This window comes from Pseudomonas sp. LTJR-52 (assembly GCF_003691465.1).
In the GTDB taxonomy this organism is placed as follows: Bacteria; Pseudomonadota; Gammaproteobacteria; order Pseudomonadales; family Pseudomonadaceae; genus Chryseomonas; species Chryseomonas luteola.
In genome coordinates, this window is sequence record NZ_CP033105.1 from 1248731 (window position 1) to 1269281 (window position 20551).

Here is a 20551-nt window from a genome sequence, read left to right on the forward strand (position 1 = left end):
GGCTTGCGCAGCCGTCATGCAAGACGGCTATTTCCCCTACTAAAAAAGGACCCTGACGCGCTTCGTTGTCGGACACAGGGTAGGCCTGTTATTGCTCGGAGGTTTTATGCGTGTTGGCTTGGTGGGTTATGGTAAGGGCGGACGGTTTTTCCATGCGCCCCTGATCACGTCAGTGTCACCTATCGCCCTGGTGGGTGTCGTGATACGTTCACCTGAGCGCCGCGCCGAATTGCAACAGGATTATCCCGGCGTACCCGCCTACGACACGCTAGCCGAGCTGATCGATGCTGGTGTTGATGCTGTGGTAATTTCCACGCCGCCCGAAACCCGGGAAGGCATGATTCTGGAGGCTGTCTCCAGAGGTGTTTCCGTCGTCAGCGACAAGCCGTTTGCCTTGGACGAATCGCGTGCTCAACTACTGATCTCAGCCGCCCGCGAAGCTGGCGTGCCACTCACGGTTTACATGAACCGCCGTTGGGACTCGGACATTCGTACCGCTCGCCGGATGATTACGTCAGGCAAGTTGGGCGAAGTCCTTACATTCGAATCGCGTGTGGAAACCTTTGTATCCGGCACTCGGGGCAACGCCAGTGGTGGAGGTTTATTGCGGGATCTGGGCAGTCATCTGGTCGATCAGGCGCTCTGGCTGTTCGGATCGGTACGCTCGGTCTATGCCGAGGTCCGTTTCATGGATGAGCAGCAGCAACTCGATGAGGACTTCTTCCTGTCGCTTACCCATCAAAACGGTGTCATCTCACGTCTCTGGGGCAGTACGATTCAGCACAATCCAGGGCCTCGACTCAAGGTTAACGGCACCGAAGGCTGCTATCGGATCGAGTGCCTGGATGGGCAGGATCAGGCACTCCTGGCGGGACGTTCACCCAAGACCGAGCGGGACCGCTGGGGCGTTGAGGACCACCTGCGCTGGGGCTGGATGCAGCATGGCGAAGAGCGTGAGCTGGTGCCCTCCGAGCGGGGCCGCTGGGACCTCTTCTATGAGCACTTGGCAGCTGCCCTGAGCGGAAAAGGCGAACTGCCTGTTTCGTTGGAAGACGCCCTGGAAACCACACGCATCCTTGATGCCGCCCGCCGCAGTGCTCAGCAGGGTCAGGTTATTACGCTGGGCTGATCATCTCGTTCTCATCCTTATAGAAGCCTGGAGCCGAGAATTGCTTCCCGGCTTTACAACGCCTGCAAACTGCCATTTTCTGCCACTGTTACGATAAACAAAGATAATTCTATATGCTGTTGCTTTGGAAATTAAATTCCAATACAGTCTGAATCAGATTGACGATTTCACGACCTGTACAGGGCTTGTACGGGCAGGCCGATAAAAACAAAAAGGTGCCGTCGATGAACGATAATCCTCTCTGCGCTCAAGCGGCCTTTCTGGCCGCGCCGCCTCGCTTTTCCTACCCGGTCTTTTACCTGACTGGTTCCTGCTGCCTGCTGCCTGCTGCCTTCTGGCTTGCCTGGGTAATCGCCAAGAATGACGCGTTCCTGTTCGTAAGAAAGGGGAGTCCCGCCCTGGGGCTCTGCTTGATCGTGATGCACTTCCACCCATAACACTCACAATATCTGGAGTCATTCATCATGCAGATGAGCAAACGAATCGCCGCCGCAGCCCTGTCGCTGTTCATGGCTACAACCACTATGGCAGCCGATATCAAGGTCGGGGTCAGCATGGCGCAGTTTGATGACAACTGGCTGACGTACCTGCGCGAGTCGATGGCCAGAAAAGCCAAGGATGAAGGCGTTCAGTTACAGTTCGAGGATGCTCGCAGCGATGTGGTCAAGCAGCTCAACCAAGTACAAAGCTTTGTAAGCCAGAAGGTCGACGCCATTATCGTCAACCCGGTCGATACTGCAGCTACCCGCAATATCACCGAGGCGGCGACGAAAGCCGGGATTCCGCTGGTGTATGTCAATCGCCGCCCGGATGAGGAAAACCTGCCAAAAGGCGTGGTTACAGTGACATCCAACGACCTGGAAGCCGGACGCCTGCAGATGCAGTACCTGGCCGATAAGATGGGCGGTAAGGGGAATCTGGTCATCATGTTGGGCGATTTGGCCAACAATTCCACGCACAACCGCACCAAGGGGGTAAAGGAGGTTCTGGCCAAATATCCCGATATCAAGGTAGTGGAAGAGCAGACGGCCAATTACATGCGTGACAAGGGCATGGACCTGATGAGCAACTGGCTCCTGTCAGGTAAGGAGTTCGATGCGGTTTCGTCCAACAACGATGAAATGGCAATTGGCGCGGCCATGGCATTACAGCAGGCCGGCAAGGCAAAGGGCTCGGTATTGATCGGAGGCGTTGACGGCACGCCGGATGGTCTGGCCGCGGTCAAGCGCGGCATGCTGGCAGCCTCTGTCTTTCAGGATGCCAAAGGGCAGGCTGATGGCGCTGTGGAATCAGCCGTAAAGCTGGCGAGAAAGGAGCCGGTTGAGCAAAACGTCTGGATTCCCTATGAGCTGATCACGCCCGAGAATGTGGATTCGTTCCAGAGCCGCATCAAGCACTAACGCAACACCGTCTTTTGCGCCGCGTTCTGCGGCGCTACTCCCTCATTGATTCCAGTACGCGCCATGGACTGGCTTTTGCTGCTGTGCATAGGGTGGGGCGGCGGCAACACCTTGGCAGTCCAGTACGGAGCCGTGGTGCGCAACGGGCTGCTGATCCTCTGGCACCCGGCTCGGCATTATCGAGCACAGGTGTCTTTAGCGCTGACCGGCACAGCGCTCATATAGGTGTTCAGCTGGAACGCTTATGGTAGAGCGGGTTATTTATATAATGAAAAATAAATTCGGAAATTGCGTTGTAATGGAAAATTTATTCTAGTAGATTCTGATCCAAGGTTGACGACTGTAACGCACCTCCTCCACAGGAGGCGTGCACACCAACAAGAACAAACAGGTACTGTCGATGAAACCCTCTCTTCCTTACAGGACGACTCCGAGCGGTCTACCAGCCGTAGACCGTCGCGTACTCGCTTCGAGCCTCAGCTTGCTCAGCGCACATGTCCTATCGTGCAACCAGCATGGTCCTTCGTCCTGCTCACGTCGCACTCCGAACAGAACCGTTCCGGCTCAGTGCTCTGCCGCGACGGGGTTTGCCTTTTTCGATGCCAGCATGATGCTGGTGCATAAGGCTTAAGGAGCCACCATGAAGCGCTGTCTGGGTTTGCTGTTCTGCCTGCTTATTTCTCCGCTGGCTTGGTCCGATATGAAAATCGGTGTCGCGGTCGCACAGTACGATAACTACATCGCCTACCTTGTACAGGCCATGCAGGCGCGTGCCAAAGAGATACCCGGTGGCGCCTCCCTGCAACTTGAGGATGCGGGTGGTGATGTAGTGCGTCAGCTAGGGCAGGTTGAAAACTTCATCAGCCAGAAAGTTGATGCCATCATCGTCAACCCGGCTGATACGGCCGCGACCCGCAAGATCACTGAGCGCGTTACCCAGGCGGGTATCCCGCTGGTTTATCTCAACAGCCGCCCTGAAGTAGACAGTTTCCCGGCAGGTGTTGTGTTTGTAGGCACGGATGAGCGTCGCATCGGCCAGATGCAAATGGAGTATCTCGCTGAAAAGATGGGCGGCAAGGGAAACCTCGCCATCATCCTTGGCCGACTGGCCCATGATGATACGCGCAAGCGCACGACTGGGGTGAAGGATGTTCTGGCTAAATATCCCGATATCAAAGTGGTAGAAGAGCAATCCGCCAACTGGGAACGTGACAAAGGCATGGATCTGATGAGCAATTGGCTCCTGTCCGGCAAGGCGATCGATGCTGTTGCGGCCAATAACGATGAGATGGGTATCGGTGCAGCCATGGCGCTGCGTCAGGCCGGTCGTAAGGACATCATGGTAGGCGGTGTCGACGGCACGGCTGACGGCCTGGCTGCCATCAAGCGCGGACTGCTGAGTGTAACGGTGTACCGCGATACCGTCGGTATCGGGGCCGGCTCGGTAGATGCCGCTGTCCGCCTCGTCAACAAGGAAAACCTGCAAGGCGACATCTGGGTTCCGGTGCAGCTGGTTACCCCCGAGAACTATCAGCAATTCCAGAGTAAATAACGATCAGACGCCAGCGCCCTGCTTCAGCTGGCGCTCACGAACGTTCCGAGGAGAAGAATAAGATGCTCGGCTCAACTACTGCTGTAACGCCTTCAACCTACAAACAGATCAATTACGAAGCCGACCCCATGGGTACGGAGTACCTGCTGGAAATCCTGAACGTCAGCAAAGGCTTTCCAGGCGTTGTGGCTCTATCCGATGTGCAGCTCCGTGTTCGTCCAGGCACTGTGTTGGCGCTGATGGGAGAAAACGGGGCGGGTAAATCCACCCTCATGAAGATCATTGCAGGAATTCATCAGCCCGACAGTGGCGAGATTCGCTTGCGTGGCAAGCCCGTGACGTTCGAAACGCCGCTGGCCGCCCTGCAGTCAGGCATCGCCATGATCCATCAGGAGCTCAACCTGATGCCCCACATGACCATTGCCGAAAACATCTGGTTGGGCCGTGAACCGCTCAACGCCCTGCACATGGTCGATCATGGTGCCATGCACCGTAATACCGAAGCGCTGCTGGCGCGCCTGCGGATTGATCTCGATCCTGAAGAGCCGGTCGGCAACCTCAGCATTGCTGGCCGGCAAATGGTCGAGATTGCCAAGGCGGTCTCCTACGACTCCGATATCCTCATCATGGACGAGCCCACCTCAGCCATTACCGAAAAGGAAGTGGCTCACTTGTTCTCGATCATTGCTGACCTTAAGGCGCAGGGAAAGGGCATCATCTATATCACGCACAAGATGGATGAAGTTTTCCAGATTGCCGATGAGGTCGCGGTCTTCCGGGATGGTTCCTACATCGGCCTGCAGCGTGCGGAAAGCATGGATGGCGACAGCCTGATCTCCATGATGGTAGGCCGTGAGCTGACTCAGCTGTTTCCCGAACGTACCGCTCCGACCGACAAGGTCATGCTCTCGGTACGCAACCTGTCCCTGGACGGTATCTTCAAAGACGTATCGTTCGACCTGCGTGCAGGTGAAATCCTTGGCATCGCCGGCCTTATGGGGTCGGGGCGTACCAACGTAGCCGAAACCCTGTTTGGTGTCACGCCAGCCACCAGCGGGGAAATCTACCTGGACGGTGAAAAAATCACCATGAGCGACCCCTGTCTGGCGATTCAGAAAGGACTAGCGCTCCTGACCGAGGACCGGAAGGACACCGGCATTTTTCCATGCCTGTCGGTTCTGGAGAACATGGAGGTCGCGGTCCTGCCCAATTACAGCGGTAGCGGTTTCGTCCAGCAAAAACCACTGCGCGATCTCTGCGAAGACATGTGCAGGAAGCTGCGCGTCAAGACGCCTTCGCTGGAGCAGTGCATTGCCAACCTGTCCGGCGGTAATCAGCAAAAAGCATTGCTGGCACGGTGGCTGATGACCAACCCGCGTGTCCTCATTCTGGATGAGCCGACGCGAGGGATCGACGTGGGTGCCAAGGCTGAAATTTACCGGCTGATCTCTTTGCTGGCCAGTGAAGGCATGGCCGTCATCATGATCTCGTCCGAACTGCCTGAAGTGCTCGGCATGAGCGATCGCATCCTGGTCATGCATGAAGGGGAAGTGACTGGCGTGCTCGACCGCGACGAGGCCACGCAAGAACGGATCATGCATCACGCATCCGGAATCAGAGCGATTCACTGAGTAGGGGCGGAGGTTTTCTCCGCATATCGATACGCATAGCGGCCTGGCAGTAGTCAGCGGGCACGTTCGCCTGGGCGAAAGCAGGAGAAGAGGAAATTACTATGAATGCTATCACTGAAAACAAAACAGCTGAGGTACCCAGGAAGACCAAGCGGCGTATTCCTACTGAAGTGGGTATTCTGCTCGTACTATTGGGTATTGGCCTGGTGTTCGAGCTGTTCGGCTGGGTCATGCGTGATCAGAGCTTTCTCATGAACTCCCAGCGCCTGGTGCTGATGATTCTCCAGGTTTCCATCATTGGTCTTCTGGCCATTGGCGTTACCCAGGTCATTATCACCACAGGAATCGATCTGTCTTCGGGCTCTGTGCTTGCGCTTTCCGCAATGGTTGCGGCCAGTCTGGCGCAAACGTCTGATTTTGGCCGCGCGGTCTTCCCTTCATTGACCGACATGCCGGTCTGGGTGCCGATCATGGCCGGATTAGGCGTGGGACTGCTGGCCGGCGTCATTAACGGAAGCATTATTGCCGCTACCGGCATTCCTCCTTTCATCGCCACGCTGGGCATGATGGTGTCGGCCCGCGGTCTGGCGCGTTATTACACCGAAGGTCAGCCCATCAGCATGCTGTCCGACTCGTACACCGCCATTGGCAGCGGTGCCATGCCGGTCATCATCTTTCTGGTTGTGGCCGTCATCTTCCATATCGCCCTGCGGTATACCAAATACGGTAAGTACACCTATGCCATTGGCGGCAACATGCAGGCGGCTCGCATCTCGGGCATCAACGTCAAGCGCCATCTGATCATCGTCTATAGCATCGCTGGCCTTCTAGCAGGCCTCGCTGGTGTCGTTGCCTCGGCCCGAGCCGCTACAGGTCAGGCGGGGATGGGTATGTCCTACGAGTTGGATGCGATTGCCGCCGCCGTGATTGGCGGTACCAGCCTGGCGGGCGGCGTAGGACGTATTACCGGAACGGTCATCGGCGCCCTGATTCTGGGTGTCATGGCCAGCGGCTTTACCTTCCTCGGGGTCGACGCCTACATCCAGGACATCATCAAGGGCATCATCATTGTGGTGGCCGTTGTCATCGACCAATACCGAAATAAGCGCAAGGCCAAGCGTTAAACGGCTTTCTACGTCTTGGCTCGTCGTTTCCAGGCGAGCCTTTTTTATTCTGCAATGTGTGCTCTGCAAGTCAGTTCCGGTCGCTGTTCGGAACCTTGATCGACCGGAAACTCTCCATTCATAAGAGACCTCAACGGTTATAAGGAGACTGCTTGATGAGTACCGCCGCCACGATTACTTTCGCACAGCTTTGCCCAGGAGACCGCTTCACCTTGCAGGATGATGATCGCCTGTTTACCAAGCTGAGCAATACGAGTGCCCGAGAACACAGCACGCATTCCATCAACCTGAAGGAGGAAGGGTTCGGCTATCAGGACGACCCTGTCCAAGACTTCCCAGGTGAGACACCTGTTGAGTATGTTCCGGTTGGCGGTCCTTTGCGGGTTAGCGGTTGATCATGTAAGCGGCCTGCTTCCAATGTGCCCTTGTTCCAGCGGAGGTGCTGTTGCTGTCACGCTTCTGGGCAGGGGCGACATTATGTCCTAGTAAAAACGTCCTATTGACTTTTCAAGACGCTACAATAGCGACCTCATGATTCGATGGCGTTATGACATCAGCTGTCATGACGATTCGCCTTCATACCAAATCCCGCACTAATTAAATCGATAACCGCGGAGCTTAACTATTCGCGGCGCCTTGCTGTTTCTAAAAAAGGCCCCGCTTTGCCTGGCCAGCGAATGGCCCTTTTGGAGAAGTAAATGCTAAAGGATTTTTTGCGTGTAGCCGTTTTGGGCGTCAGTCTTGTTAGTGCCTCTTGCTGGGCGGCCATTACCCCTGAAGAAGCGATGAACATGGCTGGCCTTCAGCGCACGCTTGGCCAACGCATGGCCAAGGATTACCTGATGATGGGGTCCGGTGTTCGCGTTGACGTTGCAGCCAAGCAGCTCAAGGACACCGTTACACTGTTCGACAACCATCACAAATTGCTTGTCGAGTTCGCACCGAATACTGAAATTCGCAGCAAACTCAGCGAGATAGAGAAGACTTGGCAGGAGTACAAGCAGCTGGTTCAGGCTAATCCTGACAAGGACCAGGCCGTCGCCATGCTGGGCGTCAGTGATCAGCTCCTGGATCAGTGCCAAAAGCTGACGGATCTCGTGGCAAAGAACAACGGTGGTGAGTCTTCCCGTCTGGTGAACCGTAGTGGCTGGAACCGAGTGCTAAGCCAACGGATCGCCATGCTGTACATGGCCAAGAACTGGGGTGTGCAGGCGCCCGGGCTGGACGAGGCGTTTGACAAGTCCGTCGGTGAGTTCGATACCGTCATGACGGAGCTTAATACCGCGGGCACGCCTAATCCTGAAATTGCCACTTCGCTGCGTAAAGCCGAAGCTCAATGGAAATTCACCCGTACAGCGGTAGACCTTACCACTCCCGACAACTATGTCCCCACAGCAATGGCCTCCAGTGCCGATACGCTGTTCAAGCAAATGAACGAGCTGACACGGCTGTATGCGGGACTATCTGCTGGCAACTGACCGATACCTATGCTGAGGGCCATTCTGTCGTATCGGTAGAATGGCCTTTATTGCTTCGTCCTCCATTCTGCTCACGCTACCTTTATTCATTCCTGAAAGATTAACGCAGCACTTCTGTAAAAGAGCTGAAGTGAGTTGTCGTGATGGAGTCGTTATGAGCAACTGTGCCTGATCTGGGAAGAGCATTCGAGGCATTGGTAAGAGACTTTGAAGCACTATTTGGCAAGCAGGAACGCCAAATCAAGTGACTGCTGTTGCCTTATGCAAGGTTAAGGTGCAGTGGAAATTTACCACCATGGCTGCTGGTTTTTCCCAGCCTAACCAGTTTGTGCCTACCGCCATGGCTACCAGTGCCGACAAGCTATACGACAAGGTCAACGACCTGACTCAGCTGCATGCGGCTTTGCCAGTCAACCAGTAGGCGTAAGTTGCTGCTGTCTTGAGCATGTGCAGGTAGAAGGAAAAGGGAGCGGACCTGCGTCGCAGGTCCGCTGAGCGGATCAGACGTTGAAGCGGAAGTGCATGACGTCGCCATCCTTGACGATATAGTCTTTACCTTCCAGGCGCCATTTGCCTGCTTCCTTTGCGCCATTTTCACCCTTGTACTGAATAAAGTCGTCATAGGCGACCACTTCGGCGCGGATGAAGCCTTTCTCAAAGTCAGTGTGAATCACGGCAGCTGCCTGTGGCGCGGTAGCGCCCACCTTGACAGTCCAGGCACGAACCTCCTTCACTCCGGCAGTGAAATAGGTCTGTAGATTCAGCAGTTCATAGCCAGCGCGGATTACGCGGTTCAGGCCGGGCTCTTCCAAGCCTAGCGACTCAAGGAACATGTCCTTTTCTTCACCATCATCCAGCTCGGCAATTTCAGCTTCGATTTTGTTGCATACCGGAACGACAATTGCGCCTTCTTCGGCAGCAATGCCTTTGACGATATCCAGATGAGGATTGTTTTCGAATCCGTCTTCAGCCACGTTGGCGATATACATGACTGGCTTGCTGGTCAACAGATGAAAGCCGCGTACCATGCGCTTCTGCTCGTCATCCATGTCCTTCAACAGGCTGCGCGCAGGCTTTCCTGCTTCGAAATGAGGAATCAGCTTTTCAAGAAGTGCTTTTTGAGCCACTGCCTCCTTGTCACCGCCCTTGGCGCTGCGAACCACTCGCTGCAATTGCTTCTCACAGCTTTCAAGGTCCGCAAAGATCAGCTCAAGGTCAATGACCTCGATATCTCGCTTGGGGTCAACGGAGTTGGCTACGTGAATAACGTTTTCGTCTTCAAAGCAGCGAACCACATGGGCAATGGCATCGGTTTCGCGGATGTTGGCCAGGAACTTGTTTCCGAGGCCTTCGCCTTTGGACGCGCCTTCTACCAGGCCGGCGATATCCACGAACTCCATGGTTGTAGGGATTACGCGCTCGGGCTTGACGATCTCGGCCAGTGCATTGAGTCGAGCATCAGGCATTGGCACTATGCCGCTGTTCGGCTCGATGGTGCAGAACGGAAAGTTTTCTGCAGCAATGCCGGACTTGGTGAGGGCGTTGAATAGAGTGGACTTGCCAACGTTGGGCAAGCCGACGATGCCACAGTTAAATCCCATGAAATTGTCCCTCGCGGAGTAGGTTAGGCCTTCTGGCTATGCAAGCGCTGCATGGCACGGGTCCAATCCCCGGCCAGAATGTCCGGCAGCACGCCGAGGGCAAAATCGATGCTGGTATCCAGCAGTTCCTGTTCGGCACGTGGCGCGCGGCCCAATACGTAGCCGGAGACTAGACTGCTATGCCCCGGATGGCCAATGCCAAGCCGTAGGCGATGAAAACCGTTTTGGTTGCCCAATTGGGCAATGATATCGCGCAAGCCGTTATGACCACCGTGCCCGCCACCTTTTTTTAACTTGGCAACACCCGGCGGCATATCCAACTCATCGTGGGCGACCAGAATGGATTCCACAGGAATACGGTAAAAACCTGCAAGCGCCGCAACCGCTTGGCCGCTACGGTTCATGTAGGTCGTAGGAATCAAGAGGCGAACATCATGGCCGTCATGTGTAAATCGGCCCGTCAGGCCATGATACTTGCGATCAGCGACCAGATTGACATGATGTTGAGCAGCAAGACGTTCAACGAAAAGGGCCCCCGCATTATGCCGCGTCTGTTCGTATTCAGCGCCTGGATTACCCAAGCCAACGATCAGTTGTACGGCAGTCATAACGGGAGCCCTTCTTCCTAAGTTTGTCTATGAGGTTAAGGCAGCGACTATACAGACAGAGTAACCCTATCGAGAAGCGCATCAGGGCGATGCGCTCATAATAGTCTGCTGTAGAGGCGTTACCTTCTCCTCAACAAGCCTTAGGCAATGCCTTACTCAGCAGAACCTTCGCCTTCGCCCTCAGCCGGAGCCTGGACGCGGGACAGGTGGATGCTTGCTACTGGCAGGTCGCTGCCATGAGCCAGGGATACCAGCTCAACGCCAGCCGGCAGCTTCAGGTCGCTCATGTGAACAATCTGGTTCAGCTCGACCTTGGACATGTCGACTTCGATGAACTCAGGCAGGTCTTTTGGCAGGCAAGAGACTTCTACTTCGTTCACGTTGTGCGAAACTTCACCGCCGCCTTGCTTAACGCCAATGGCAGCTTCCTGATTGATGAAGTGCAGCGGAACGGTTGCGGTCAGCTTTTGGCCAGCCACTACACGCAGGAAGTCAGCATGCATAACGTAGCCCTTGGCAGGGTGACGCTGCAGTGCCTTGATCAGAACGCTTTCGTTCTGGCCGTCAACGTTCAGGTTGATTACGTGGCTGAACGCAGCCTCGTTGTTCAACAGCTTGGCCAGATCCTTGCCTTCCAGCGTAACGGATACAGGCGCTTTTTCACCGCCGTAAATTACGGCAGGAACTTGTTCGGCATTACGACGCAGGCGGCGGCTCGCACCTTTCCCCAGGTCGGAACGCGCTTGGGCATTCAGAGTAAAGTCGACCATTTGTAGTCTCCTAAAAAAGACAATTGCCTGAGTCACTTGCGACCAGCGATCAGACCATTGACTAAAAAGCCCCGCATGATGCGGGGCCGTTATACCAGCACCAGTTCTTAACGGAACATGGCGCTGATGGATTCCTCATTGCTGATACGACGCACAGCTTCGGCTACCACTGGAGCAATGTCCAACTGGCGGATACGAGTGCAGGCTTGCGCAGCAGCAGAAAGCGGAATGGTGTTGGTAACGACAAGCTCATCAAGAACGGAAGTGTTGATGTTCTCGATTGCGCGTCCGGAAAGCACGGGGTGCGTGCAATACGCCAATACCTTGGATGCACCATGCTCTTTCAGAGCCTTGGCGGCATGGCAAAGTGTACCGGCTGTATCAACCATGTCGTCGACTAGCACGCAGGTGCGGCCTTCGATGTCGCCAATGATATGCATCACTTCGGACTGGTTGGCTTTCGGACGGCGTTTGTCGATGATCGCAAGATCTACGCCCAGGCTTTTAGCCACGGCGCGTGCGCGAACAACACCACCAATGTCGGGAGAAACAATCATCAGGTTCTCGAAACGCTGGTCTTCGATATCGTCGACCAGAGCGGGGGAGCCATAGATGTTATCAACGGGAATGTCAAAGAAACCCTGAATCTGGTCGGCATGAAGATCGACAGTCAGAACTCGGTTGACACCGACAACGGTAAGCATGTCGGCCACTACTTTAGCGCTAATAGCAACGCGTGCGGAGCGCGGGCGGCGATCCTGACGTGCATAGCCGAAGTAGGGGATAACAGCGGTGATTCGGGTAGCTGAAGAACGACGGAAGGCATCAGCCATCACGACCAGTTCCATCAGATTATCGTTCGTAGGTGCACAGGTCGGCTGAATCAGGAAAACGTCCTTACCACGAACGTTTTCGTTGATCTCGACGCTGATTTCGCCATCGGAAAATTTGCCGACGGAAACATCACCTAGAGGAATGTGCAGCTGACGCACAATGCGCCGTGCCAGATCGGGGTTAGCGTTCCCCGTAAAGACCATCATCTTGGACACGCTGCAGTACCTGCCGGCTGAGGGTGGACCTGATGAAAAGGAAATGGCAGGGGCGGCTGGATTCGAACCAACGCATGGCAGGATCAAAACCTGCTGCCTTACCGCTTGGCGACGCCCCTGTGACGTTTCAGATACACTTGTATCTGTTTCTCAGAACAAACTTCCCAGTTCACGGTGCAACATTGAAGTGTTGCTTCCTTTAGCTACGAAGCTTGGTAGGGTAGCTGGAAGTTGGTCCGCAACTTTAACAGCTTCGGTCTGATTTGGGAACCCCCCAAATATGCAACTACCAGTGCCGGTTAATCTAGCTGAAACAAATTTGTTTAGCAAGATCAAAGCGTTACGTATTTCTGGATAACGCTTTTCTACCACGCTCTGGCAATCGTTTCGACCGCCCCACTCGAGAACGGGGCGAACTTTACTGGGAGGCGTGTCACGTGTCAACAGGGGATCGTTAAAAATTTCTGCTGTACTTACAGACACTTGCGGAACAGCTACCAGATACCAGGGCTCTTCTATCTCCACAGGCATCAGTCGCTCACCAATCCCTTCCGCCCAGGCTGCCTTGCCTCGCACGAATACCGGAACGTCCGCGCCAAGGGTAAGGCCAAGCTCTGCCAGTGCCTCTTCGCTGACGTTGAGCTTCCAGAGGTAATTCAGCCCGAGCAGAGTAGTCGCTGCATTCGAGCTGCCGCCTCCGATACCACCGCCCATAGGCAGCCGCTTATCCAGCCAGATATCCGCTCCAAGAGAGCAGTGAGTTGTCTGTTGGAGAAGCCGAGCGGCACGAACGATCAGGTTGGAATCATGTTCAACACCGGGAAGGACGGTATGCAACCGGATCTGACCGTCATCACGCAACGCAAACTTGAGCTCATCGGCATAGTCCACGAACTGAAACAGTGTCTGCAAGTCGTGGTAGCCGTCGTCGCGCCGACCCAGGATATGAAGGAAAAGGTTCAGCTTGGCTGGGGCCGGTAAGGTCAACACGTCTTTCATTGGCCTAGCTGGCGTGGCTGCCAGTCCTTGATAACCAGTGTCACATCGAGGTCCTGACCTTTGAGCTTCAAGCGCTCGGGCAGGCTATAGCCATTCTGTTCGGTGTAACGGGTGTACTCCACGATCCAGCCGTCCTGGACGAGGCGGGACAGGTGACTGTCGCCGTCCAGTGTAAGTTGGCTGCGGCTGTCTGGAGCTGGAAGTCCACGCACCCACCAGAGCAAATGGGAAACGGGTAAGCGCCAGCCGAGCTGCTGCTCAAGAAGCGCCTCGGGGGAGTCTGCGTGGTAACGCCCCTGATTGGCTACCTCCAGCGTGACGTCGTCTGGGCGTCCCGTCAGACGAGCTGCGCCACGGCCTAGAGGTCCCGACAGGCGTATATCGAAATACCCTTGCCGCTGAAGCCAGAATAGGGTGCCACTGCCGGAATCATTGGGAGCACGGATACCTACCTTGCCGTTGATCTGCCAACCGTCCAGCGTCGTAATGCGTGCCTTGTGAGCCTTCCAGGCCGCGCTGTTGCCATGCCCTTCGACCGTTTCATGGGGCACTTGACCCGCGCACCCGGCCAGGAATGCCAGAAATGCCATTATAAGGATAAAGCGGATATTGAGTTTCACAGTGTTTCTGAGCCTGTCAATCGTTTAAGCGTGCTACGTAGCACAGCGTTATCAGGGGACTGTTCAGCCGCTGCCGCCCATACCTTGCGTGCTTCCTGCTTCTTGCCTCGCGCCCAGAGAACTTCGCCCAGATGTGCGCCGATCTCGGTATCAGGGAAGCGCTGAAGAGCTTGGCGTAGATACTGCTCTGCAAGATCAAGCTTGCCCTGGCGGTAATTGATCCATCCCATGCTATCGAGGATAGCGGGATCATCAGGATTGATCTGATGAGCTTTCTCGATCAGCGTGCGTGCTTCGGCGTAGCGGGTCGTACGGTCGGCCAGGGTGTAGCCGAGCGCATTGAGCGCCATGGCATTGTCGGGATCCTGCTTGAGAATAAGGCGTAGATCCCTTTCCAATTGACCAAGGTCTCCGCGCTTCTCCGATACCATGGCACGGGTATAGAGTAAATTGAGGTCGTTTGGATACAGCTTGAGGCCCTGCTGGATGGTATTCCAGGCCGCCTCCGACTGATTGTTGTTGGTTAGGCTCTCGGCCTCGAGCAGGTAGAGCTGGACCGCATAGTCAGGCTGGCGTTGGCGAGAGGCTGCAAGAAGCGATTTGGCTTCTTCGAATCGCCCCTGACCCATCAGGATTTCAGCCTGACGCTGCTGGGCGGGTAGGTAGTCGCTACCCGGGCCGACCAATGCGTATTGGGTCAGCGCCTGTTCGGGATCATTCAATTCCTCGGCGACACGCCCCAGGTTGAAGTGGGCCGCGTCCACGTGGCTACCACGCTGGACCAGTTCTTCCAGATAGGTGCGTGCGTCAGTCCAGGCCTCGGCTTCCAGGCATACCAATGCCAGGGAAAAGCGAAGGTCGTCATCGTCGGGAAACTGTGCGACCAGGTCCGCAAACTCCTGCTTGGCCTGATCAAGCTTGTTTAGCTCAACCAGCAGGCGGGCATGAGCAAGGCGCAGACGTTTATCGTCCGGGTGCTCCTTGATTCCATTTGCCAGCAGCGGAAGGGCTTCCTTGCTACGACCAAGACTCTGAAGCATGCGGGCTCTGAGCAGCAGCGGTGCCACTTCATGTCTGGCGGCAGGGTGATCTTCCAGTAACGTCAGCGCCTCGTCGACTCGTCCGTCCTGTTGAAGCAGCAATGCCTTGCCGAACAACAGCTGGCCGTTCTCGGGGTACTTGGCCTGAAGGCGATCAAAGCTTTTGAGCAGGCCCGCGCGGGTGTCTGCGTCCGTCTCGGCTGCCGACAGGGCAAGAAAATCAAAATGGGTGTCGCCCTGGCCCTGCAGAACTTTCTCCATGTAGGTCATGGATTCGTCGTACTGGCCGGCACGTGCCAACATGATGGCAGCAGCGCGTTGGGCATCAAGGTTGTCTGGCGCGTTCTTCGCCCATATAACAGAGGTATCCAAGGCGGAACTGTCTGCACCCAGGTATTCTGCGATGCGAAACGCACGTTCGGCTACGCCGGGATCCTGAGTGCTCTGGGCCTGTTCGACATAATTGGCCAATGCAATATCGAATCGATTGCGTTGCCCGGCCAGTTCTGCAACCAGCAGGTCATATAAGGTGTCTTCCCTGAAGGAGCCGTACTTTTCCGGCTGGGCTGGCGCAGCAGCAGGTGCAGCCTGTTCAGGTTTGGTTTGTTCAGAATTCGTGTGGCTGGCCAGGTTTTGGCAGCCACCCAATAGCAGCGCAGTGGTCAGCAGCGCGAGATATTTAGTCATGAGATCGAAACGGCCTCTCTGCATTCAGCCCATCATGCCACAAGGTATTAGGCAAGCACATGGGCCTGATAGTTGTCGTTCAATCGACGACGTAGGACAATTACCGGCTTTCCAAAAAACTTAGCGATTCTGCATGGCTTTCCTCGCGCTTGGCATCAATCACAAGACCGCCTCAGTGGATGTACGCGAACGCGTAGCGTTCACCCCTGAGCAAATGGTAGAGGCATTACGGCAACTGTGCCGGGAGACCTTGAGTCGCGAGGCGGCCATTCTGTCGACCTGTAACCGTAGTGAGCTCTATCTGGAAATGGAGCAGCCCCTTCCGGACAACGTTCTGGCATGGCTCGCCCACTATCATCATCTCTCGCTGGATGAGCTGCGTGCCTGCGCGTACATTCATGAGGATGACGAGGCGGTCCAGCACATGATGCGTGTAGCGTCCGGTCTGGACTCCATGATCCTGGGCGAACCGCAGATTCTGGGCCAGATGAAATCAGCCTACGCGGTAGCACGTGAAGCGGGCACCGTAGGCCCCTTGTTAGGGCGTCTTTTTCAGGCAACGTTCAACACGGCGAAAAGTGTCCGTACCGATACCGCCATTGGCGAAAACCCGGTTTCGGTTGCCTTTGCTGCGGTAAGCCTGGCTAGGCAGATCTTCAGTGATCTCAATCGCAGCCAGGCGCTTTTGATTGGCGCAGGAGAAACCATTACGCTGGTGGCAAGGCACCTCTACGAGCAGGGCGTCAAGCGGATTGTGGTCGCCAACCGGACACTCGAGCGCGCCAGTCACCTGGCAGAGCAGTTCGGGGCGCATACGATTCTGCTTGCCGATATTCCGGAAGAGCTGCCCAATAGCGACATCGTGATCAGCTCGACGGCAAGCCAGTTGCCCATCCTGGGTAAAGGGGCCGTTGAGCGTGCGCTCAAGCAGCGCAAGCACAAGCCGATGTTCATGGTGGATATTGCAGTGCCGCGCGATATCGAGCCGGAGGTCAGCGAGCTGGACGATGTGTACCTGTATACCGTCGACGATCTGCATGAGGTCATCACCGAGAACCTTAAGAGCCGGCAGGGCGCTGCCCAGGCGGCCGAAAAACTGGTGCTGGCTGGAGTCGATGAGTTCATGCATCGTCTGCGTGAGCTGGCAGCGGTGGATGTATTGCGAGCCTACCGGCAACAGGCCGAGCAGATGCGTGATGACGAACTGGTTCGTGCTCAGCGGCAGCTCGCCAATGGTGTTGCGCCTGATCAGGTGCTGGCCGCGCTGGCACGTAGCCTGACCAACAAGTTGTTGCATGCGCCTAGTGTGCAACTCAAGAAATTGTCTGCTGAAGGGCGCATCGATGCGCTGGCTTTGGCTCAGGAACTGTTCGCTCTCGACGAGGGCGTGGATAAAAAATGAAAGCCTCTCTGCTGCAAAAGCTCGATGGATTAAATGATCGTTTCGAGGAGCTGACAGCGCTGCTCGGTGATGCCGACGTAATCAGTGACCAGACCCAGTTTCGTGCTTATTCGAAGGAATATGCGGAAATCGAGCCGGTCATCATGGCGCTTCGGGAATTTCGCAAGGTGCAGGCCGATCTGGAAGGCGCTCGTGCCCTGCTAAAGGACAGCGACCCGGAAATGCGGGCCATGGCCGAAGAAGAGGCCGAGCAGGCAGAAGCCGCGCTGATCGACCTGGAAAATCAGCTACAGCGAATGCTGCTGCCTCGCGATCCTAATGACAGTCGCAACGTTTTCCTTGAGATTCGTGCCGGAACCGGTGGAGATGAAGCCGCCATTTTTGCCGGGGATCTGTTCCGCATGTATTCGCGCTATGCCGAGCGTCAAGGCTGGCGCATAGAGGTCATGTCCGAGAATCTGGGCGAGCATGGTGGCTACAAGGAAGTGATTGCCCGTGTAGAGGGCGACAACGTCTACGCCAAGCTCAAATTCGAGTCTGGCGCCCATCGTGTCCAACGGGTTCCCGAGACCGAGTCTCAAGGGCGAATTCATACATCGGCCTGTACGGTGGCTGTGCTGCCGGAACCTGATGAGCAGGCAGCTGTGGAGATCAACCCGGCGGATTTGCGTATTGATACCTATCGCTCCTCCGGCGCCGGTGGTCAGCACGTCAACAAAACCGAGTCGGCCATTCGTATCACGCACCTTCCCAGCGGTATTGTCGTCGAGTGCCAGGAGGAGCGTTCACAGCACAAGAACCGCGCCAAGGCCATGGCGTGGTTGGCGGCCAAGCTCAATGACCAGCAACAGGCGGCACATCAGCAGGCTATCGCCAGCACCCGTAAATTGCTGGTAGGCTCAGGGGATCGTTCCGAGCGTATCCGGACCTATAATTTTCCACAGGGCCGTGTGACCGATCACCGTATCAACCTGACCTTGTACTCTCTGGGTGAAGTCATGGAGGGCGCGGTGCAACAGGTCATCGAGCCTCTCCTGCAGGAATATCAGGCCGACCAACTGGCGGCCTTGGGGGACTGATATGGCCACTATCGGGGCATTGCTCAAGGAAGCGCGCCTGCCGGATTCACCCAGCGAGCGCCTGGATGCCGAATTGCTGTTGGCGGCTGCGCTGGGAAAGCCGCGTAGCTTCCTGCGTACCTGGCCTGAACGTATTGTGACGCGCGAAGCCAAGGATCTTTACAGCACCTTTATCGAGCGTCGTCGAGACGGGGAACCGATAGCTTATATCCTGGGCCATCAAGGATTCTGGTCGCTCGATCTCGAAGTCTCGCCTGATACCCTGATACCTCGCCCTGACACGGAGCTTCTGGTTGAAACCGCGCTGGCTCTGACAGGTACTGAACACAGACGCGTGCTTGACCTGGGAACAGGTACTGGTGCCATCGCCTTGGCGCTGGCCCATGAGCGTGCGCAGTGGCAGGTAATAGGGGTGGATCGTGTAGACGGTGCGGTAGTGCTCGCTGAGCGAAATCGGGCAAGACTGGGCATTTCGAATGCCTCTTTTAAGCAAAGTCATTGGTTCGCTGCGCTTTCCGCAGAGCGGTTTGACGTCATTGTCAGCAATCCTCCCTATATTCCACACAATGATCCGCACCTTGATGAAGGGGATGTTCGCTACGAGCCTGCCTCTGCATTGGTTGCGGGTGATGATGGTCTGGATGATATTCGCCTTATCGTTCAGCAGGCCCCGGAACATTTGTCACCCAGTGGATGGCTGCTTCTGGAACATGGGTTCGATCAGGCTCCAGCGGTCAGGTCGCTACTGACTGAGCAGGGCTTCATATCGGTTGAAAGCCGTCGCGATCTGGGTGGGCATGAGCGCGTGACACTGGGGCAGCGGCCGTGCTGAGCGATGCGGAGCTGTTGCGCTACAGCCGGCAGATTCTGTTGTCTCAGATCGATATAGAAGGGCAGCTGCGTCTCAAGCAGGGCAGGGCGCTGATCATAGGCCTGGGTGGCCTGGGTTCCCCGGTTGCGCTGTATCTGGCCGCCGCTGGTGTGGGTGAGTTGCATCTTGCCGATTTCGACACGGTCGACATGACCAATCTGCAGCGGCAGGTCATCCATGACACGGCCCAGGTAGGGCGTAGCAAAGTCGATTCGGCGCTGGATCGGCTGCAGGCGATCAATCCTGAAATCACCTATAACGCTTACCGAACTGCCTTGGATGCCGACTCCCTGGCTGCAGCGGTCGAACGCGTAGACGTCGTGCTGGACTGCTCCGATAATTTTTCCACTCGAGAGGCCGTGAATGCCGCATGTGTATCCGCGGCTCGGCCTTTGGTAAGTGGTGCCGCCATTCGACTTGAAGGGCAGCTCAGCGTATTCGACCCAAGACGTGAAGACAGTCCGTGTTATCACTGCCTCTACGGTCATGGTAGCGAGACGGAGCTAACCTGTAGTGAAGCTGGGGTCGTAGGGCCCTTGGTAGGGCTGGTAGGAAGCCTTCAGGCGTTGGAAGCCTTGAAACTGCTTGCAGCGTTCGGCTCTCCTCTGGTGGGGCGCCTGCTGTTGATTGATGCACTCACGTCACGCTTCAGAGAGCTGAAAGTGCGCCGTGACCCTGCTTGTGAGGTATGTGGGAAACGCCATGCCGAGTAATGCACCTATTGGTGTCTTTGATTCTGGCGTGGGTGGATTGTCCGTCCTGCGGGAAATTCATGCGCTTCTACCGGGTGAGTCGCTGTTATATGTAGCGGATTGTGCTCATATTCCTTACGGGGAAAAAGAGCCGGCTTTCATTCGTGAGCGTTGTCAGCAGGTAGCTGAGTTCTTTCTCGAGAAAGGCGCCAAGGCAATGGTGCTGGCGTGCAATACAGCTACCGTAGCGGCTGTAAACGACCTGCGCGAATGTCATGCACAGTGGCCTATCGTTGGTATGGAGCCTGCGGTGAAGCCGGCGGCTGCAGCGACAAAGTCGGGTGTGGTGGGGGTTCTGGCAACTACTGGAACGCTTCAAAGCGCACGATTTGCCGCCTTGTTGGATCGCTTCGCCAGTACGGTCAGAGTCGTCACTCAGCCTTGTCCGGGGCTAGTGGAGCGGGTAGAGATTGGGGACCTGACTGGTCCTGTGACCCGGGCGCTGCTGAAAGTGTATGTAGCTCCACTGCTGGCGGCTGGTTGTGACACGATCATTCTGGGATGTACGCATTATCCCTTCCTGAAGCCTTTACTAAGGGAACTGCTGCCTCCTGAAATTACTCTCATCGACACCGGATCGGCGGTTGCACGTCGACTGAGTTCGTTGATCCATGAAAAAGACCAGATGGCAACGGACACTCCTTTTGAATGCCGTTTCTGGACAAGTGGGCATGTTGAGCAGTTTTCGACGGTGTTGCCTAGCCTATGGGGCAAAGTTGCGTCAGTGGAAACGCTGCCTTTCTGAAATCAGTTAGTTTG

At 55.9% G+C, this 20551-nt stretch carries 22 protein-coding genes and 1 tRNA gene; 15 read left to right on the forward strand and 8 right to left on the reverse strand.

The window, feature by feature from the left end:
- Positions 1 to 106 precede the first annotated feature (106 nt).
- The 10 genes from EAW52_RS05630 to EAW52_RS25860 all read left to right on the forward strand — a co-directional run bounded on the left by EAW52_RS05630 (position 107) and on the right by EAW52_RS25860 (position 8735).
- The gene (locus tag EAW52_RS05630; RefSeq protein ID WP_122041735.1) at positions 107 to 1129 is read left to right on the forward strand and encodes a Gfo/Idh/MocA family protein; all 1023 of its coding nucleotides are present in this window, start codon (positions 107 to 109) and stop codon (positions 1127 to 1129) included.
- Positions 1130 to 1353: 224 nt separating this feature from the next.
- On the forward strand, positions 1354 to 1566 hold the full coding sequence (locus tag EAW52_RS05635; protein WP_122041736.1) for a hypothetical protein: 213 nt from the start codon (positions 1354 to 1356) through the stop codon (positions 1564 to 1566).
- A 27-nt stretch (positions 1567 to 1593) separates the two neighbouring features.
- Positions 1594 to 2529, forward strand: coding sequence for a sugar ABC transporter substrate-binding protein (locus EAW52_RS05640; RefSeq protein WP_122041737.1), 936 nt, complete (start codon positions 1594 to 1596; stop codon positions 2527 to 2529).
- A gap of 63 nt (positions 2530 to 2592) precedes the next feature.
- The gene (locus EAW52_RS25855) at positions 2593 to 2754 is read left to right on the forward strand and encodes a hypothetical protein (RefSeq protein ID WP_162997595.1); all 162 of its coding nucleotides are present in this window, start codon (positions 2593 to 2595) and stop codon (positions 2752 to 2754) included.
- Positions 2755 to 3169: 415 nt separating this feature from the next.
- A complete protein-coding gene (locus EAW52_RS05650) occupies positions 3170 to 4081 on the forward strand; it encodes a sugar ABC transporter substrate-binding protein (RefSeq protein ID WP_122041738.1) in 912 nt (303 codons plus the stop codon).
- A 62-nt stretch (positions 4082 to 4143) separates the two neighbouring features.
- The gene (locus tag EAW52_RS05655; protein WP_372238886.1) at positions 4144 to 5712 is read left to right on the forward strand and encodes a sugar ABC transporter ATP-binding protein; all 1569 of its coding nucleotides are present in this window, start codon (positions 4144 to 4146) and stop codon (positions 5710 to 5712) included.
- Between the two features lie 101 nt (positions 5713 to 5813).
- Entirely contained in the window at positions 5814 to 6836 is a 1023-nt protein-coding gene (locus EAW52_RS05660; RefSeq protein WP_019364849.1) for an ABC transporter permease, read from the forward strand.
- A gap of 155 nt (positions 6837 to 6991) precedes the next feature.
- Complete coding sequence (locus EAW52_RS05665; protein ID WP_122041739.1) at positions 6992 to 7231, forward strand: hypothetical protein; 240 nt, start codon at positions 6992 to 6994, stop codon at positions 7229 to 7231.
- Between the two features lie 303 nt (positions 7232 to 7534).
- Complete coding sequence (locus tag EAW52_RS05670) at positions 7535 to 8314, forward strand: type IV pili methyl-accepting chemotaxis transducer N-terminal domain-containing protein (RefSeq protein ID WP_010795628.1); 780 nt, start codon at positions 7535 to 7537, stop codon at positions 8312 to 8314.
- Between the two features lie 244 nt (positions 8315 to 8558).
- Positions 8559 to 8735 (forward strand): hypothetical protein, encoded by a 177-nt coding sequence (locus EAW52_RS25860; RefSeq protein WP_162997596.1) that lies wholly within the window; start codon positions 8559 to 8561, stop codon positions 8733 to 8735.
- Positions 8736 to 8814: 79 nt separating this feature from the next.
- On the opposite strand, the gene ychF is transcribed toward EAW52_RS25860, so the two are convergent.
- From ychF to EAW52_RS05710, 8 genes are all read right to left on the reverse strand, one after another.
- Positions 8815 to 9915 carry a redox-regulated ATPase YchF gene (gene ychF / locus EAW52_RS05675; RefSeq protein ID WP_019364853.1) on the reverse strand — a complete coding sequence of 367 codons (1101 nt, stop codon included), beginning with the start codon at positions 9913 to 9915 and terminating at the stop codon, positions 8815 to 8817.
- 23 nt (positions 9916 to 9938) lie between these two features.
- Entirely contained in the window at positions 9939 to 10523 is a 585-nt protein-coding gene (gene pth, locus EAW52_RS05680) for an aminoacyl-tRNA hydrolase (RefSeq protein WP_010795624.1), read from the reverse strand.
- Positions 10524 to 10675: 152 nt separating this feature from the next.
- Entirely contained in the window at positions 10676 to 11293 is a 618-nt protein-coding gene (locus EAW52_RS05685) for a 50S ribosomal protein L25/general stress protein Ctc (RefSeq protein ID WP_010795623.1), read from the reverse strand.
- 107 nt (positions 11294 to 11400) lie between these two features.
- On the reverse strand, positions 11401 to 12342 hold the full coding sequence (locus EAW52_RS05690) for a ribose-phosphate pyrophosphokinase (protein WP_019364854.1): 942 nt from the start codon (positions 12340 to 12342) through the stop codon (positions 11401 to 11403).
- 44 nt (positions 12343 to 12386) lie between these two features.
- A tRNA-Gln gene (locus EAW52_RS05695) sits at positions 12387 to 12461 on the reverse strand.
- Positions 12462 to 12492: 31 nt separating this feature from the next.
- Positions 12493 to 13341: a 4-(cytidine 5'-diphospho)-2-C-methyl-D-erythritol kinase gene (ispE, locus tag EAW52_RS05700; protein WP_122041740.1), complete on the reverse strand. Its 849-nt coding sequence runs from the start codon at positions 13339 to 13341 to the stop codon at positions 12493 to 12495.
- A complete protein-coding gene (gene lolB / locus EAW52_RS05705) occupies positions 13338 to 13931 on the reverse strand; it encodes a lipoprotein insertase outer membrane protein LolB (protein ID WP_372238905.1) in 594 nt (197 codons plus the stop codon). The genes ispE and lolB overlap by 4 nt, the downstream gene beginning before the upstream one ends.
- Positions 13932 to 13957: 26 nt before the next feature.
- Positions 13958 to 15688 carry a tetratricopeptide repeat protein gene (locus EAW52_RS05710; protein ID WP_122044732.1) on the reverse strand — a complete coding sequence of 577 codons (1731 nt, stop codon included), beginning with the start codon at positions 15686 to 15688 and terminating at the stop codon, positions 13958 to 13960.
- 133 nt (positions 15689 to 15821) lie between these two features.
- On the opposite strand from EAW52_RS05710, the gene hemA reads away from it, so the two are divergent.
- The 5 genes from hemA to murI are packed head-to-tail and all read left to right on the forward strand — an operon-like array spanning position 15822 to position 20537.
- Positions 15822 to 17090: a glutamyl-tRNA reductase gene (gene hemA, locus EAW52_RS05715; RefSeq protein ID WP_122041742.1), complete on the forward strand. Its 1269-nt coding sequence runs from the start codon at positions 15822 to 15824 to the stop codon at positions 17088 to 17090.
- Positions 17087 to 18169, forward strand: a complete 1083-nt coding sequence (gene prfA / locus EAW52_RS05720) for a peptide chain release factor 1 (RefSeq protein WP_122041743.1) — start codon at positions 17087 to 17089, stop codon at positions 18167 to 18169. The genes hemA and prfA overlap by 4 nt, the downstream gene beginning before the upstream one ends.
- Before the next feature lies 1 nt (position 18170).
- Positions 18171 to 19001 carry a peptide chain release factor N(5)-glutamine methyltransferase gene (prmC, locus tag EAW52_RS05725; protein ID WP_122041744.1) on the forward strand — a complete coding sequence of 277 codons (831 nt, stop codon included), beginning with the start codon at positions 18171 to 18173 and terminating at the stop codon, positions 18999 to 19001.
- Positions 18995 to 19753: a molybdopterin-synthase adenylyltransferase MoeB gene (locus EAW52_RS05730; RefSeq protein ID WP_122041745.1), complete on the forward strand. Its 759-nt coding sequence runs from the start codon at positions 18995 to 18997 to the stop codon at positions 19751 to 19753. Before prmC ends, EAW52_RS05730 begins: the two co-directional genes overlap by 7 nt.
- Entirely contained in the window at positions 19743 to 20537 is a 795-nt protein-coding gene (murI, locus tag EAW52_RS05735) for a glutamate racemase (RefSeq protein ID WP_122041746.1), read from the forward strand. The genes EAW52_RS05730 and murI overlap by 11 nt, the downstream gene beginning before the upstream one ends.
- Positions 20538 to 20551: the final 14 nt, after the last annotated feature.

What these genes read in the sequence shown, in the direction of transcription:
- EAW52_RS05630 (WP_122041735.1), top strand. Translation starts at nt 107, where the DNA reads ATGCGTGTTGGCTTGGTGGGTTATGGTAAGGGCGGACGGTTTTTCCAT.
- EAW52_RS05635 (WP_122041736.1), top strand. Translation starts at nt 1,354, where the DNA reads ATGAACGATAATCCTCTCTGCGCTCAAGCGGCCTTTCTGGCCGCGCCG.
- EAW52_RS05640 (WP_122041737.1), top strand. Translation starts at nt 1,594, where the DNA reads ATGCAGATGAGCAAACGAATCGCCGCCGCAGCCCTGTCGCTGTTCATG.
- EAW52_RS25855 (WP_162997595.1), top strand. Translation starts at nt 2,593, where the DNA reads ATGGACTGGCTTTTGCTGCTGTGCATAGGGTGGGGCGGCGGCAACACC.
- EAW52_RS05650 (WP_122041738.1), top strand. Translation starts at nt 3,170, where the DNA reads ATGAAGCGCTGTCTGGGTTTGCTGTTCTGCCTGCTTATTTCTCCGCTG.
- EAW52_RS05655 (WP_372238886.1), top strand. Translation starts at nt 4,144, where the DNA reads ATGCTCGGCTCAACTACTGCTGTAACGCCTTCAACCTACAAACAGATC.
- EAW52_RS05660 (WP_019364849.1), top strand. Translation starts at nt 5,814, where the DNA reads ATGAATGCTATCACTGAAAACAAAACAGCTGAGGTACCCAGGAAGACC.
- EAW52_RS05665 (WP_122041739.1), top strand. Translation starts at nt 6,992, where the DNA reads ATGAGTACCGCCGCCACGATTACTTTCGCACAGCTTTGCCCAGGAGAC.
- EAW52_RS05670 (WP_010795628.1), top strand. Translation starts at nt 7,535, where the DNA reads ATGCTAAAGGATTTTTTGCGTGTAGCCGTTTTGGGCGTCAGTCTTGTT.
- ychF (WP_019364853.1), bottom strand. Translation starts at nt 9,915, where the DNA reads ATGGGATTTAACTGTGGCATCGTCGGCTTGCCCAACGTTGGCAAGTCC.
- pth (WP_010795624.1), bottom strand. Translation starts at nt 10,523, where the DNA reads ATGACTGCCGTACAACTGATCGTTGGCTTGGGTAATCCAGGCGCTGAA.
- EAW52_RS05685 (WP_010795623.1), bottom strand. Translation starts at nt 11,293, where the DNA reads ATGGTCGACTTTACTCTGAATGCCCAAGCGCGTTCCGACCTGGGGAAA.
- ispE (WP_122041740.1), bottom strand. Translation starts at nt 13,341, where the DNA reads ATGAAAGACGTGTTGACCTTACCGGCCCCAGCCAAGCTGAACCTTTTC.
- lolB (WP_372238905.1), bottom strand. Translation starts at nt 13,931, where the DNA reads ATGGCATTTCTGGCATTCCTGGCCGGGTGCGCGGGTCAAGTGCCCCAT.
- EAW52_RS05710 (WP_122044732.1), bottom strand. Translation starts at nt 15,688, where the DNA reads ATGACTAAATATCTCGCGCTGCTGACCACTGCGCTGCTATTGGGTGGC.
- hemA (WP_122041742.1), top strand. Translation starts at nt 15,822, where the DNA reads ATGGCTTTCCTCGCGCTTGGCATCAATCACAAGACCGCCTCAGTGGAT.
- prfA (WP_122041743.1), top strand. Translation starts at nt 17,087, where the DNA reads ATGAAAGCCTCTCTGCTGCAAAAGCTCGATGGATTAAATGATCGTTTC.
- prmC (WP_122041744.1), top strand. Translation starts at nt 18,171, where the DNA reads ATGGCCACTATCGGGGCATTGCTCAAGGAAGCGCGCCTGCCGGATTCA.
- murI (WP_122041746.1), top strand. Translation starts at nt 19,743, where the DNA reads ATGCCGAGTAATGCACCTATTGGTGTCTTTGATTCTGGCGTGGGTGGA.